12 protein-coding genes and 1 pseudogene are annotated in these 13746 nt (G+C 68.9%); 1 reads left to right on the plus strand and 12 read right to left on the minus strand.

Going from position 1 to position 13746, the window contains the following annotated elements; all coding sequences use genetic code 11:
• The 7 genes from J5F18_RS14145 to J5F18_RS14175 all read right to left on the minus strand — a co-directional run.
• The coding region (locus J5F18_RS14145; RefSeq protein WP_346299232.1) for a metalloregulator ArsR/SmtB family transcription factor at positions 1–332 on the minus strand (332 nt) is incomplete at its 3' end.
• Between the two features lie 84 nt (positions 333–416).
• On the minus strand, positions 417–1163 hold the full coding sequence (pstB, locus tag J5F18_RS14150) for a phosphate ABC transporter ATP-binding protein PstB (protein WP_346302237.1): 747 nt from the start codon (positions 1161–1163) through the stop codon (positions 417–419).
• Between the two features lie 78 nt (positions 1164–1241).
• On the minus strand, positions 1242–2606 hold the full coding sequence (gene pstA, locus J5F18_RS14155) for a phosphate ABC transporter permease PstA (RefSeq protein WP_346299233.1): 1365 nt from the start codon (positions 2604–2606) through the stop codon (positions 1242–1244).
• 6 nt (positions 2607–2612) lie between these two features.
• The gene (pstC, locus tag J5F18_RS14160; protein ID WP_346299234.1) at positions 2613–3986 is read right to left on the minus strand and encodes a phosphate ABC transporter permease subunit PstC; all 1374 of its coding nucleotides are present in this window, start codon (positions 3984–3986) and stop codon (positions 2613–2615) included.
• Positions 3987–4043: 57 nt separating this feature from the next.
• Positions 4044–5060 (minus strand): substrate-binding domain-containing protein, encoded by a 1017-nt coding sequence (locus tag J5F18_RS14165; protein ID WP_346299235.1) that lies wholly within the window; start codon positions 5058–5060, stop codon positions 4044–4046.
• A gap of 145 nt (positions 5061–5205) precedes the next feature.
• Complete coding sequence (locus tag J5F18_RS14170; RefSeq protein WP_346299236.1) at positions 5206–5451, minus strand: hypothetical protein; 246 nt, start codon at positions 5449–5451, stop codon at positions 5206–5208.
• Entirely contained in the window at positions 5444–6628 is a 1185-nt protein-coding gene (locus J5F18_RS14175; protein ID WP_346299237.1) for a multidrug effflux MFS transporter, read from the minus strand. The genes J5F18_RS14170 and J5F18_RS14175 overlap by 8 nt, the downstream gene beginning before the upstream one ends.
• Before the next feature lie 126 nt (positions 6629–6754).
• Here J5F18_RS14175 and tal point away from each other — a divergent pair, with 126 nt between their 5' ends.
• Positions 6755–7693: a transaldolase gene (tal, locus tag J5F18_RS14180; RefSeq protein ID WP_346299238.1), complete on the plus strand. Its 939-nt coding sequence runs from the start codon at positions 6755–6757 to the stop codon at positions 7691–7693.
• 31 nt (positions 7694–7724) lie between these two features.
• Here tal and J5F18_RS14185 read toward each other — a convergent pair whose 3' ends face one another.
• The 5 genes and pseudogenes from J5F18_RS14185 to hrpA form a co-directional block, all read right to left on the minus strand.
• Positions 7725–8234: an STAS domain-containing protein gene (locus tag J5F18_RS14185; RefSeq protein WP_346299239.1), complete on the minus strand. Its 510-nt coding sequence runs from the start codon at positions 8232–8234 to the stop codon at positions 7725–7727.
• Positions 8221–9408, minus strand: a complete 1188-nt coding sequence (locus tag J5F18_RS14190; protein ID WP_346299240.1) for a SpoIIE family protein phosphatase — start codon at positions 9406–9408, stop codon at positions 8221–8223. Before J5F18_RS14190 ends, J5F18_RS14185 begins: the two co-directional genes overlap by 14 nt.
• Before the next feature lie 11 nt (positions 9409–9419).
• The gene (locus J5F18_RS14195) at positions 9420–10205 is read right to left on the minus strand and encodes a VacJ family lipoprotein (protein WP_346299241.1); all 786 of its coding nucleotides are present in this window, start codon (positions 10203–10205) and stop codon (positions 9420–9422) included.
• Positions 10206–10242: 37 nt separating this feature from the next.
• Positions 10243–11355: a beta-ketoacyl-ACP synthase III gene (locus J5F18_RS14200; RefSeq protein ID WP_346299242.1), complete on the minus strand. Its 1113-nt coding sequence runs from the start codon at positions 11353–11355 to the stop codon at positions 10243–10245.
• A 65-nt stretch (positions 11356–11420) separates the two neighbouring features.
• Positions 11421–13746: pseudogene (gene hrpA, locus J5F18_RS14205) on the minus strand (ATP-dependent RNA helicase HrpA); the annotation flags it as partial.

Consider the following 13746-nt stretch of genomic DNA (forward strand, 5'->3'; position numbering starts at 1 on the left):
CGGCGCTCCGGCCGATTGCCCATGCCGGCCAGGCGCTGCTGCAAGGTTGCAAGCCGCGCCGCCTCGCCACGGTCGGCGGCGAGAAGCACCGCCTCGACCCAGGCCGGCAGCCCCTCCGCCAGGCAGTAGTAGACCCACTGCCCTTCCCGGCGGTCGCTGAGCAGGCCGCAGGTGCGCAGCTGAGCCAGGTGTCGCGACACCTTGGGCTGCGACTCCTCCAGCGCATGGGTCATCTCGCAGACGCAGAGCTCCCCTTCGCGGCGGATCAGCAGGGTGACCAGCAGGCGGGTGTCGTCAGCGAGGCACTTGAAGAGGCGGGACGACTCGATCATCGATGCTCACCATGTCGGGCAGGGGGTGCCCGATAGGGTATCTCAGGCGAACAGGCGTCGCTCGCCCTCCTCAGTCCTCAGCCCTCAGCCGAAGCGCCCGGTGATGTAGTCGTGGGTGCGCTGGTCGCCGGGGTTGGTGAAGATCTTGTCGGTCTTGTCCACCTCCACCAGGTCGCCCATGTGGAAGAAGGCGGTGCGGTCGGCGACCCGGGCGGCCTGCTGCATGTTGTGGGTCACCATCACGATGGTGTAGCTCTCGGAGAGCTCGTCGATCAGCTGCTCGATCTTCGCCGTGGCGATGGGGTCCAGCGCCGAGCAAGGCTCGTCCATCAGGATCACCTCGGGGCTCACCGCGATGGTGCGGGCGATGCACAGGCGCTGCTGCTGGCCGCCGGAGAGGCCGGTGCCGGGCGCATCCAGGCGGTCCTTGACCTCCTCCCACAGCCCCGCCTTGCGCAGGCTACCCTCGACGATGTCGTCGAGTTCGGCGCGCCGCCGGGCCAGCCCGTGAAGCCGAGGCCCGTAGGCGATGTTCTCGTAGATCGACTTGGGGAAGGGGTTGGGCTTCTGGAAGACGATCCCCACCTGGGCCCGCAGCAGCACCACATCGAGGCTAGGGGCGTAGATATCCTGGCCCTCGAGGCTCACCTCCCCCTCCACCCGGCAGTCGGTAATGGTGTCATTCATGCGATTGAGGCAGCGCAGGAAGGTGGACTTGCCGCAGCCCGAGGGACCGATGAAGGCCACCACCTCGTTCTCGAAGATGTCCACGTCGACACCGTGCAGCGCCTCGTTATCGCCGTAGAAGACCTTGACGCCGCGGGCCCGCATCTTGATCCGGCTGCTCGCCCTGCTGGTGCGGCTCTCGCCGAGGCCGGTGGGTACGGGGGTGCTGGTTATCATGTTCATCTACCACCTCGTCTCGAATCGCTTGCGCAGCCAGATGGCCAGCGCGTTGAGGCTCAGCATCAGCCCCAGCAGCACGATGATCGCTGCCGAGGTGCGCGCCTCGAAGAAGTTACGCAGCTCGTTGCCCTGCCAGAGATAGATCTGCACCGGCAGCGCCGTGGACTGCTCGAAGGGCGTCGCCGGCACGTTGGCCACGAAGGCGTTCATGCCGATCAGCAGCAGCGGCGCGGTCTCGCCCAGAGCCTGGGCGACGCCGAGGATGGAGCCGGTGAGGATGCCGGGCAGGGCAAGCGGCAGCACGTGATGAAAGACCGTCTGCACTCGGGAGGCCCCGATGCCCAGCGCCGCCTGGCGGATGGAGCCCGGCACCGCGCGCAGCGAGGCCCGGGTGGCGATGATGATGGTCGGCAGGGTCATCAGGGTCAGCACCAGGCCCCCCACCAAGGGCGCGGAGAGCGGCAGCCCCAGGTAGCCGATGAAGATCGCCGCCCCCAGCAGGCCGAAGACGATGGAGGGCACCGCCGCCAGGTTGTTGATGTTGATCTCGACCAGATCGGTCAGCCGATTCCTGGGCGCGAACTCCTCGAGGTAGATGGCGCTGGCCACCCCGATCGGCACCGCGAGCACGATCACCACCAGCATCATGAACAGCGAGCCCATGAAGGCACCGGCCAGGCCCGCCGAGGCGAGCGAGCTGCGCGAGTCGGTGTTGAGGAAGAGCGCGGTGCTGAAGGCGTTAGTGATCACGCCGCGGTCGAAGAGCGCATCGGCCCACTCGCGGGTCTGGGCACTGAGCTGCTGCTGGTGGTCCGGCAGGCTGCGGTCGATGTTGCCCTTGAGCCAGACGTCGACGTTGGCCGAGGCGAGCATCTTGATCCGCACCGTCTCGCCGAGCAGCGAGGGGTCCTCGGCGAAGCGGTCGCGCAGGGCGTGGCGCTCGCCGGAGGTCACCAGCGCGCGCAGGTCGCGGGTCTGGCGCGCCTCGACCTCGCCGAGCTCCGCCTGGAGCGCCTCGTCGATCAGCCGCTGCCAGTTGACCAGCCCAAGCTGGCTCATCCAGGCCAGCTCCCGCTCGCGGAAGGCGCTGGCGCTCTCGCCGGACGCGCGCACCGGCTTTTCATCCACCTGGATCAGCTCGGGGTCGAAGTGGACATCCAGATGGAAGGTGGCCTGCCAGAAGGCGGGCACGCCGCGCATCAGGATGCTGATGAACAGGATCGTGACCAGCGACATGCCGGTGACCACGGCGCCGAGGCCCAGGCGGCGAAAGCGGCGCTCCCGCGCGTGTCGGCCCGCCAGGGTGGCCTCGATGGTCGCCAGCCGCTTCTGGCTGCGTTCTTCGATGGAAAGGGTGTCGGGTCTCACGGGCGATTACTCATATTGCTGGCGGTAGCGGCGCACCACGACCAGGGCGATGACGTTGAGCCCCAGGGTGATGACGAACAGCGTCAGGCCGAGGGCAAAGGCCACCAGCGACTGTGGGCTGGCGAAGTCCATGTCCCCGGTCAGCTGGTTGACGATGGAGACCGTGATGGTGGAGACCGCCTCGAAGGGGTTGGCATGCAGCACCGGGTTGTTGCCGGCGGCCAGCACCACGATCATGGTCTCCCCGATGGCGCGGCTGGCGGCCAGCAGGAAGGCCCCGACGATGCCCGGCAGGGCCGCGGGCAGCACCACCTGGCGGATCGTCTCCGACTTGGTAGCCCCGAGCCCCAGCGCCCCGTCGCGGAGCGACCTGGGCACCTGGGTGATGATGTCGTCGGAGAGCGAGGAGACGAAGGGGATGATCATGATCCCCATCACCAGGCCAGCGGTCAGCGCGCTGGTGGTGCGGATGCTGATACCCACCAACTCGCCGAACCCCGAGAGGAAGGGGCCGATCACGATCAGCGCGAAGAAGCCGTAGACGATGGTCGGGATGCCGGCCAGCACCTCGATCACCGGCTTGGCGACGTTGCGCAGCCAGGGCGGCGCATATTCCGCCATGTAGATAGCGGTCATGAGCCCCAGCGGCACCGCCACCATCAGGGCGATACCGCTGACCATCAGGGTGCCCCAGAGCAGCGGCAGCAAACCGAACTCCCCCTGCCCCGCGTCGCCCGAGGTGCTGAAGCGCGGATTCCAGGTGGTGCCGAAGAAGAAGTCCACCGGGCTGATGAAGCGGAAGAAGTTCATCGCTTCCCCCACCATGGAGAGCACGATCCCCACCGTGGTGAGGATGGCCACACCGGAGCAGAGCGCCAGCGCTACGGTGATCACCCGCTCGACCTGGTTGCGGGCGCGCAGCTCGGGCGAGATTCGACCGCGGGCCAGCACCAGGCCGGCGGTGGCGACCACCGCCATGGCGGCAATGGTGACCAGGCGACCCAGCCCCTGCAGGCTTGTCATATGAGCCGCCGCCGCCAGCTCGGCATCGCTCGGCGTGCCGGAGACGGCGCGATCCGCGGCCAGCGTCGAGACCCGACGCAGGAAGGTGGCGAGCTCGCGCTCGCTCAGCGGCGCCATCTCGGGCGGCAGCTGACGTACCACCAGCAGCTCCACCAGGCCGTCGCCGGCCAGGCTCCAGAGCAGAAAGAGGGCGAACGCCGGCAGGCCACACCAGAGGGCCACCAGCGCTCCGTAGTATCCGGGACGCGAGTGCAGTCGCACTCCGTCGGTTGCCACCGCTCGGCTGCGCGTCAGGCCGACCTGGTAGGCCAGGCCCATGACGATCAGCAGGATGGCGATCAAGGCAAGGTTGTTCATGGATTCCCCGCTGGATGAACCGGGGCAGGCCCTCGCCTGCCCCGGTGATCACGACCCTTACTCCGCGCTGACCAGGGTGCGGGCCTGGAACTGGGCCAGGGCCTCGGCGCGCTCCTCGTCGTCGAGCGGGATCAGGCCGGCGTCCTCCAGGGGGCTACCGAAGCCCGAGACCATCTCGTTGAGGAAGTACTCGGTGTACTCGGCCAGGCCCGGGATCACGTCCAGGTGCTCGCCCTTGACGTAGAAGAACAGCGGACGGGAAACCGGGTACTCGCCGGAACCGATGGTCTCGAGGCTCGGGGTCACACCGTCCACGGTGGCCACCTGCAGGCGATCACGGTTCTGGTCATAGAAGCTCAGGCCGAAGACGCCCACGGCGTCGGACTGGGCGTCCAGGCGCGCCAGGGTCTCGGTGTAGTCGCCGGCGATCTCGATGATGCGACCGCCGTCACCGCGCAGGCTGTGGCAGGCATCGCCTTCCATGCCAAGGCTCTCGCAGCCCGGATCCAGCACCTTCTCCTCGAACACCTCGCGGGTGCCGTGGTTGGAGGCCGGGATCACCAGCACGATCTCCTGGTCCGGCAGGTCGGCGTCGATCTCTGACCAGCGGCTGTAGGGGTTGTCGACGATCTCGCCATCCACCTTCACCTGACGGGCGGCGGCGGCGAAGACGTGGGCCGGGGTCAGGGCGAAGCTGCCGCGGTCGGCGCGAGAGGCGAAGACGATGCCGTCATAGCCGAACATCACCTCGAGCACCTCCTCGACGCCGTTGCCGCGGCAGTTTTCCAGCTCGCCGCTGCGGATGGCGCGGGAGGAGTTGGCGATATCGATGGTGTTCTCGCCCACGCCCTGGCAGAACTGGCGCAGGCCGCCGCCGGAGCCGCCGGAGCCCACCACCGGGGTGCTGAACTGGGAGAAGCTGGCGCCGAACTCCTCGGCCACGATGCTGGCAAAGGGCAGGACGGTGGACGAGCCGGCGATCTGGATGGTGTCACGCGCCATGGCGGCGGTGGAGAAGCCGACGGCCAGGCCGGTGGCCAGGGCGACGCTCAGGGTGCGCTGGTTGACGTTCATCGTGATGATCCTCTCTGCATGGGGCCCCGGGACGGTGGGGGCCGGGGCTCTGGTTCGGCGCGATCAGCCGTTTTCAGGGAGGAGTGTGAGCGTGGCGGGTTGCAGTTCCGTTACAGCCAGATGGCGAATCGATGTCAGCGAAGCCTCACAGCAGCAGCCCCAGCGCCGCCAGGGTGCAGAGCGCAAGCGACGCCCCCTGGAGCAGGCGGCGGTCGAAGCCGGTGGCACGCTGCACGAAGGCGCCCAGCGCCAGCGTGGCGGCACAGCCGAGCCAGGTAGGCAGCGTCATGTCGAGCCAGGCCGGCAGCGTCATGTCGAGCCAGGTCGGCAGCGTCATGTCGAGCCAGGTCGGCAGCGTCATGTCGAGCCAGGTCGGCAGCGCCTCAGGCATGGGCGGCGCGCCCCGCCAGCTGGCGCAGCCCCAGGTTACCGACCACCGAGGCCGCCAGCATGGTCAGGACCATGGGCCAGAGGCTCTCGATCTCGAAGGCGCCCACCATCACCCCCGCCAGGGCCGCCGCGCCGAACTTGATGAAGCCCATCATGGCCGTGGCCGTGGCGCTCATATGGCCGAACTCGTCGAGCAGTAGCGACATGGCGTTGGGCGTGATCAGCCCGATCATGCCGGCGTAGACCATCACCAGCCCCACCACCACCGGCAGCGTGGCCATCCCCACGGCCGCGGCCAGCGCCAGGGCGGCGGCGGCGGCGAGCTGCACCGCCAGGCCCAGGGCGAGGTTCTGCCCCGGGGTGCGATCGCGCAGCAGGTGGATATTGACGCGATTGGAGAGCGCGATCACCACCACGTTGATGCCGAACACCAGCGGGTAAGTGGCCGGCGTCAGGCCGAAGTGCTCCAGATAGACGTAGGGCGAGGCGGTGATGAAGGCGAAGAGGCCGCCGAAGGAGGCCGCCACCGCGCAGATATAGCCCAGCCCCGCCCGATGGCGCAGCACGCTGGCGTAGTTGGCCAGCACCTCGCCGAAGCCGGCCGCCGAGGTGCCGGGCGGGCGGGTCTCGGGCAGGCGCGTGCCGAGCCACCAGAGCAGGAAGGCGGCGTAGGCGGCCAGGAAGACGAAGATCAGCCACCAGTCGCCCAGGTAGAGTAGCCCGCTGCCCACCACCGGCGCGACCAAGGGCGCCAGCATCATGATCATCGCCATGGTGGACATTACCCGGGCCGCCTCGCGGCCGCTGAAGCAGTCGCGCACGATGGCCGCCGAGTTGACCACGCTGGCCCCGCCGCCCAGGGCCTGGACGAAGCGCCAGGCGAGCAGCTCCGGGAGGGTCTCCACCGTGGTGATGACGAGGCTCGCCAGCAGGAAGACCACCAGGCCGCCGAGCAGCACCGGCTTGCGCCCGAGCCGGTCGGAGAGCGGGCCGAAGAGCAGCTGGCCGACCGCGAACCCGGCCAGGAAGACGCTGATGGAGAGCTCGGTATGGTGGATGCTGGCGCCGAGGTGCGCGGCGAGCACCCCCATGGCGGGCAGGTAGGCATCGATGGCGAAGGGGGCCAGGGCGGTATTGGCGGCCACCAGCAGCGCCACGCGTCGAGGGTCGAGGGTCAAGGCGGCTCCCGGGCGTGCTTAGATAGGCGGCTAATCATAGCCTATCGTCGCCATCCCTGCCCGTCCCTGTTTCCTGTCATACTGACTTGATAGAGTGATGTCTTTTATCCTGAGGAGCCAAGCCCCATGGCCGACGATCTGCTGTCGCAGCTGCGCCAGATGACCACCGTGGTCGCCGACACCGGCGATATCGAGGCGATCCGCCGCTTTCAGCCCACCGATGCCACCACCAACCCCTCCCTGATTCTGCAGGCAGCCCAGCAGGAGGCGCGGCGCGACCGCCTGGCCGAGATCGCCCGCCGGGCCGCCGACCTCGATGATGCCCTGGACGCCGTGGCCGTGGAGATCGGCAGCGAGATCAGCGAACTGGTGCCGGGCTATGTCTCCACCGAGGTGAGTGCCAGGCTCTCCTTCGATAGCGGCGCCACCCTGGCCCGGGCTCGCTCGCTGATCGAGCGCTACGGCCGCCACGGCGTGGGCCCGGAACGGATCCTGATCAAGGTCGCCGCCACCTGGGAAGGCATCCGCGCCGCCCAGCAACTCGAGCGCGAGGGGATCCACACCAACCTCACCCTGCTGTTCAGCTTCACCCAGGCCCAGGCCTGCGCCGACGCCGGGGTGACCCTGGTCTCGCCCTTCGTGGGCCGGATCCTCGACTGGCACCGCGCCCGCGATCCCGAGGCCGACTTCGACGGCGAGCGCGACCCCGGCGTGCGGTCGGTGCGGGGTATCTACGAGCACTACAAGGGCCATGGCTATCACACCGTCGTGATGGGGGCGAGCTTCCGCAACAGCGGCGAGATCCTGGCCCTGGCGGGCTGCGACCGCCTGACCATCTCCCCGGCCCTGCTCGGCGAGCTGGCCGAGACCCGCGGCACGCTCGAGCGCCGCCTCGTCCCCCTCGACGCCGAGACCCGGACCCCGGAACCGCTGGACGAGGCGGAGTTCCGCTGGCACCTCAACGAGGACGCCATGGCCACCGAGAAGCTGGCCGAGGGGATCCGCAAGTTCATGGAGGACCAGCGCAAGCTGGAGAGCCTGCTCGGCGAGCTGCGCCGGGGGTAGCGGGAGGTTCACACCCTGGAGGAGAGCGCCGTCACTGGTGGTGCGGGGCGGCCTGCTGGGCCTCGAGCATCTCCACCAGGGGCTGGAACTCCTCGCGGTTGTGCTCGTTCATGCGCATCAGGATGCGGTGGGCCTCGAGGATCCGCCGGCGGGTCTCCTCCACGTCGCAGGGGACCTCCGGCAGGTCGCGGAGCTCGCACACCTCGGTGATGGGGGCCTCCACCAGAGTGAAGAAGCTGGAGAAGCCCATGACGTCCAGCATGCGCTGGATATCGGGGTTGTCGGCCACGATGGTGGGCCGTTCGGCCAGGCGACCCTGCACCGCCATGGCCACCTTGGCGAGGAAGCCCAGTGCAGTGGAGTCGATATTGGTGGCGTCGCTCAGGTCGATGATCAGCGTGGTGAGCCCTGGGGTCTCGGCCAGCTGCTGGGCCTGGCGGTCCAGGGTGGCACAAAGGGTCAGACGCACATCCCCGCAGAGCTTCAGGATAAAGACTCCGGCATCGAATGCCGCCTTGAGGCGTCCTTCATGAATCAGCATAGCCAAATCCACTCAACATCATGATCGTCAGGTCATCGGGCAGCGCTTCGATCCCCGCCTCCGGGTCGCCGTCATCGCCGTCGCCCAGATGACCAAGGGCCAGGCTGGCCCGCAGGTCCTCCAGCGTCCCGCTGGACAGGACCCGCTGCTCGAGTTCCCTGAGCCGCATGTCGAGCGTCTCGCCCGGCAGGCACTCCAATACTCCATCCGAACACAGCCATAGATGGAAGTTCTCGGGCAGCGGACACCCCAGGGTGGGGTAGTGCGCGCCCGGAAACAGCCCCACCGGCATCCCCTCGCCGGGCAGCGTCTCGACCTTGCCGTCCGCCACCAGCAGGGGCATGGGCAGCTGTGCGCCCAGCGAATAGTGAAGATAGCGGCGCTCCAGGTCAATGACCCCGACGAAGAGAGTGGCATGCTTGCCGATCCCGGTGTCCAGCAGCTCGCGGTTGAGATCCGCCAGCCAGCGCGGTGGCAGCGCCTCCGGGGCCGTGCCATTCCACTCCCCCTGCCAGCGGTTGGCCAGGTACTTGAGCAGCACGGTCACGAAGGCCGAAGAGGCGCCGTGGCCGGAGACATCGGCAAAGTAGAACAGCAGGTGGCGCTCGTCCAGTCGCTGGAAGTCGAGGAAGTCGCCGGAGAGGTAGAGCGAGGGCGCAAACCAGTAGTCGCAGGTCACTCCGCCCGCGTTCTGACGACGCGGAGGCAGCAGCTTGCGCTGGATCTGACCGCCGGCCTGCTGGTCCAGACGCAGCATGGCCAGGTGGGTCTCGAGGGTATCGTTGAGCTCCTCGAGTCGCAGCTGGTCCTGCCGGCGGGCCTCCTCGAGCCGGCGCAGCTCGATCACCTTGCGGATCATGCGCCGCAGCAGCTGGCCATGGCGAAGCGGCTCGACGATATAGTCGACCAGCCCGGCGTCCACGGCGCTGAGCAGCTCAGGTGCGGCACGGCTGTCGCTGACCACCAGGGTGGGCAGGCGCTCGCAGAGTGTGGGCCACTGCTGGGGGGGGATCGCCCGGGCATGGGCCACCACCAGGGAGATATCCGGCGGCAGCTCATCGGGCGTGTCGGCGGCCAGCACCGCCAGTCCATCACGCGCGATGGTATCGGCCAGGGCGTCGCGCTCGGGGCCGGGAATATCGATCACACCGATCAGCGGCTTGGGACGATCCATGGCGTTGGGCCTCACTCGGAGAAGGCGTCGTCAAAATCTGCGTCATCGAAATCGGCATCGTCGAAATCGAAGTCATCCATGGCGAAGGGGTCGTCGCCCAGCTCGCCATCACTGATCTCGAAGCGGCGCCGCTGCAGCCAGGCATCGCGGATGAAACTATAGCGATCGCCGTGGATCAGCTCCTCCTGGTCGAGCAGCCCGGCACGCATGTCCACCACTCGCAACGCCGTGAGCGCGATCTCGAGCTCGGCGTCGTTAAGGTAGTAGAGGGGGTAGGTCACCGCATCGGCAGGTAGGCCACTGGTGTCACGCAGCGTGCTGGGCCCCAGAAAGGGCAGCACCAGGTAGCGTGACTCCTCCCAGCCCCAGACCGCCATGGTCTGGCCGAAGTCTTCGTCACGGCCGGTGATCTCCATATGGGTGGCGAAATCCCACAGGCCGCCGATACCAATGCTGGTGTTGATCGCGAAACGTGACAGGGCGATGCCGGCGTTGCCGGGCTTGCCCTGCAGCAGGCTATTGAGGGCGGTGCGCGGCTCGCCAAGGTTGGAGAAGAAGTTGCCCACGCCAGTCTGCACCGGCTGAGGGGTGACCGCTCGGTAGCCCCGCGCGGTGGGCCTCAGCACCGCACGATCCACGGCGTCATTGAAGGCGAAGACCCGGCGATTGAAGCCCTCCCAAGGGTCATCCGGATGGCGCTCCTCCATGGCGGCCGTACTGGCGCAGCCGGCCAGCAGCAGGACCATCAGCACGGCCACCAGGCCCCTCGGCCCTCCCCTTCCCTGCCTCGACCTCATCAGCCTCTCCCCGTCGGTTTCGATAAAGTGACGTTCCTTATACAAGCTGTACCACCACGCTGCCGGCACTGTAGCCCGCCCCGAAGGAGCAGATCACCCCCAGTGCGCCGGGTGCCAGATCCCCACGATGGAGGTGGAAGGCGATGATCGAACCCGCCGAGCTGGTGTTGGCGTAGCGGTCGAGGATCACCGGCGCCTCGCGTTCATCGGGATCGCGGCCCAGCACCCGCCTGGCGATCCGGTCGTTCATATGGCGGTTGGCCTGGTGCAGCCACAGCCGCGAAAGATCATCGCCGCTCAGTGACAGGCTGGCCAGGTGGTCGGTGATCAGCGCCGCTACCAGGGGGCAAACCTCCTTGAACACCCGTCGTCCTTCCTGGACGAAAAGCTTGTCAACCGCCTGGGGGTCCGCGTCGGTGACCCGGTTGAGAAAGCCGGCGTTGTTGCGGATGGCATTGGAGAAGCGAGTGACCAGCCGGGTGCCGAGGAGCTGGAAGCGCGCCTCGGCCGTGGCCAGGTCGTCGCGCTCCAGCACGATGGCGGTGCAGGCGTCGCCGAAGATGAAGTGGCTGTCGCGGTCGCGGAAGTTGAGGTGGGCCGAGCAGATCTCCGGGTTCACCACCAGCGCCCGGCGCGCGCTGCCGGCGCGGATGGCGTTGGCCGCGGTCTCGATGGCGAAGGTGGCCGAGGAGCAGGCCACGTTCATGTCGAAGGCATAGCCGCCGGCGCCGAGCGCCGCCTGCAGCTCCACGGCAACCGCCGGGTAGGCGCGCTCCAGGTTGGAGCAGCCGACGATCACCAGGTCGACATCGGCGGCCTCCACCCCGGCACGCTCGAGGGCCTGGCGCGCCGCCACGGTGCCCATCTCGCACTGGATCGAGGGCTCCTCGTTGGCGCGCTCGCGCAGCCGCGGGCGCATGCGCTCGGGGTCGAGGACCCCCTCGGCGTCGAGCACATGGCGGCTGTGGATGCCCGAGGCCTTGACGATGAAGTCGCTACTCGAGTGCGCCAGGTGCTCCTCGATGCCGGCCTCGGCGCGGCGTGCATTCTCGGCGTCCACCCAGGCATTGAACGAGGCCACCAGGGCATCGTTGTCGATGGTGTTCTCCGGCGTGAAGAGTCCCGTGCCGGTGATCACGACGTTGGTCATCGCTGTCTCCCTTGTCGCGGCCCAGGGCCGCGGGCCGCCCGGCGGCCGCTGTTCGTTCGGAGCGCTCAGGGGCGCCCGGTGATCTCCGCCCAGCGCTTCTCGAGGCGCTTGACGGAGACCGGAAACTGGGTGCCCAGCTGCTGGGCGAAGAGCGAGACGCGCAGCTCCTCGATCCACCAGCGGAACTCGGCCAGCGCCGGGGGGGCCATGCCGCCGCGCCGCTCGCTCTCCAGGCGGGCCTCGAGGCGCGCCTCGAGGGCCTGCACCTCCTGCATGTGCATCTGGTCGCGCAGGCGCTCTCGGGGGGCCTTCTCCAAGCGGATCTGCGCCGCCTCCATGAAGCGCGGATACGCCTCGAGCCACTCGCCGGCCTCGCTCACGAAACCGGGATGCACCAAGCGTGCCATCTGCCCCTTGAGATCGCCGTAGACCAGCGCCAGGGCTAGATTCAGGTTGCCTTTCAACGCCTTGGTGACCGCCAGGTGGCCCTTGAGTGCAGCCTCCAGGGCCGCCACCAGCGCCCCGGCGTGGGGCACCAGCCCGCCGCGGGTCTCGTCCAGACGCGCCTCGAGCTCGGCAGCGGATCCGCGGCCACCACCCGGGTGAAGACCGCCCGCACCACGTCGTCGGTCAGCTGGCGCTTGCTGCCCACCTTGGCGAAGAGCAGCGCACAGGTGCCGAGCCCCTTGAGGCGCTCGATCTCGCGGACCCGATCGGGCAGACGGCGCATGGCCAGGCGCACCACGCCATCGCGGTGGGCCTCCCGGGCCTTCTCGGGATGATCGAAGAGCTCCACCCGAAAGGCCTCGCCGTCGGGGACCAGGGCGGGGTAGGCCTCGACCCGGATGCCCGCCTGGGTGGTGACCCGGGACTCGGGCAGCGGCTCGGGGGGCAGCCCTTCCACCGGGGCCTCCAGGCGCGCCTCGGCGGCCAGCGCCCGGGCCCCCTGCCCCGCCGCCGCCTCGAAGCGGCGCTCCAGCTCGCGGGCGTCGCGGCCCTGGCCGAGGGTGTTGCCCTCGTGGTCCACCACCCGCAGGTTCATCACCAGGTGCGGCTCGAGCTGGCCCGTCTGCCAGTCGTCGGGGTGCAGGCGCACCCCGGTGCGGCGGCGCAGGAACTCGCCCAGCGCCTCGGTGAGGGGCACGTCGTCGGGGACGATCGTCTCCAGGGCCGCATCCACCCAGTCGGGAATCGGCACCACCTGGCGGCGGATCGCCTTGGGCAGCGACTTCATCAGGGCGATGCACTTCTCGCGCAGAAGCCCCGGTACCAGCCACTCCAGGCGCGCCACCGGCAGCTGGGGCAGCATGGCGGCCGGCACGGTAAGGGTCACGCCGTCGTCCTCGGCGCCCGGCGCGAAGTGGTAGCTGAGCGGGTAGCGCACGCCGTTCAGTGCGAGCTCGTCCGGGTAGTCGGCCTCGGTGACCTCGCTGGCCTCCCGGGCCAGCAGGGCGGCACGGTCGAACTTGAGCACCTCGGGGTTCTCGGCCTCGGCCTGCTTGCGCCACGCCTCGAAGCCACGGCCATTGTGGATGCCCTCGGGCAGGCGCTCGTCGTAGAAGGCGAAGAGGGTCTCCTCGTCCACCAGGATATCCCGGCGCCGGGCGCGGTCCTCCAGGTCCTCGACCTCCTCGACCAGCGCCCGGTTGTGGGCGAAGAAGTCGCCGCGGGTGCGAAACTCCCCTTCCACCAGGGCGCGGCGGATGAAGAGCTCGCGGGCCTCGACCGGGGCGATGGGGCCATAGTGCACCTGCCGGCCGCTGACGATGGGCAGGCCGAAGAGGGTCACCTGCTCCTTGGCCACCACCTGGGCGCGCTTCATCTCCCAGTGGGGCTCCGAATGGCTGCGCTTGACCAGGTGGCCCGCCATCGGCTCGATCCACTGGGGATCGATCCTGGCGACGGTGCGGGCGAAGAGCTTCGTCGTCTCCACCAGCTCGAAGGCCATCAGCCACTTGGGCGACTTCTTCGCCAACCCGGAGCCCGGGTGGATCACGAACTTGCGGTTACGCGCCCCCAGATACTCCCGGTTCTCGGTGAGAAGCCCGAGGTGGGAGAGCAGCCCGGGCAAGAGCGCCCGGTGCAGGGTGGCGGCCTGGCGGCGACGGCTCTCCTTGCGCGCCGTCTCGGCGTCGCCCTCCTCGGCGTCGCCCTCCTCGGCGGCGGGCCACGGCGCCGGCGGCGGCACCTCGATCTCCATGTCGCGCAGCAGCTGGCGCAGCTGGCGGAAGGTGTCGTGCCACTCCCGCATGCGCAGGTAGTTGATGTAGTGCTCCTTGCACCAGCGCCTGAGCCGGCTGCCGGAGAGCGCCTCCCGGGCCGCCTCGACGCCGTCCCAGAGGTTGAGCAGCGCCACGAAGTCGGAGTCCGGATCCTGCCAGCGGCGATGGG

Source organism: Halomonas sp. BM-2019, assembly GCF_017584085.1.

Excerpts from the sequence above, each read along its gene's own strand:
- pstB (WP_346302237.1), bottom strand. The coding sequence starts at position 1,163 with ATGCGGGCCCGCGGCGTCAAGGTCTTCTACGGCGATAACGAGGCGCTG.
- pstC (WP_346299234.1), bottom strand. The coding sequence starts at position 3,986 with ATGAACAACCTTGCCTTGATCGCCATCCTGCTGATCGTCATGGGCCTG.
- J5F18_RS14165 (WP_346299235.1), bottom strand. The coding sequence starts at position 5,060 with ATGAACGTCAACCAGCGCACCCTGAGCGTCGCCCTGGCCACCGGCCTG.
- J5F18_RS14170 (WP_346299236.1), bottom strand. The coding sequence starts at position 5,451 with ATGCCTGAGGCGCTGCCGACCTGGCTCGACATGACGCTGCCGACCTGG.
- tal (WP_346299238.1), top strand. The coding sequence starts at position 6,755 with ATGGCCGACGATCTGCTGTCGCAGCTGCGCCAGATGACCACCGTGGTC.
- J5F18_RS14185 (WP_346299239.1), bottom strand. The coding sequence starts at position 8,234 with ATGCTGATTCATGAAGGACGCCTCAAGGCGGCATTCGATGCCGGAGTC.
- J5F18_RS14190 (WP_346299240.1), bottom strand. The coding sequence starts at position 9,408 with ATGGATCGTCCCAAGCCGCTGATCGGTGTGATCGATATTCCCGGCCCC.
- J5F18_RS14195 (WP_346299241.1), bottom strand. The coding sequence starts at position 10,205 with ATGAGGTCGAGGCAGGGAAGGGGAGGGCCGAGGGGCCTGGTGGCCGTG.
- J5F18_RS14200 (WP_346299242.1), bottom strand. The coding sequence starts at position 11,355 with ATGACCAACGTCGTGATCACCGGCACGGGACTCTTCACGCCGGAGAAC.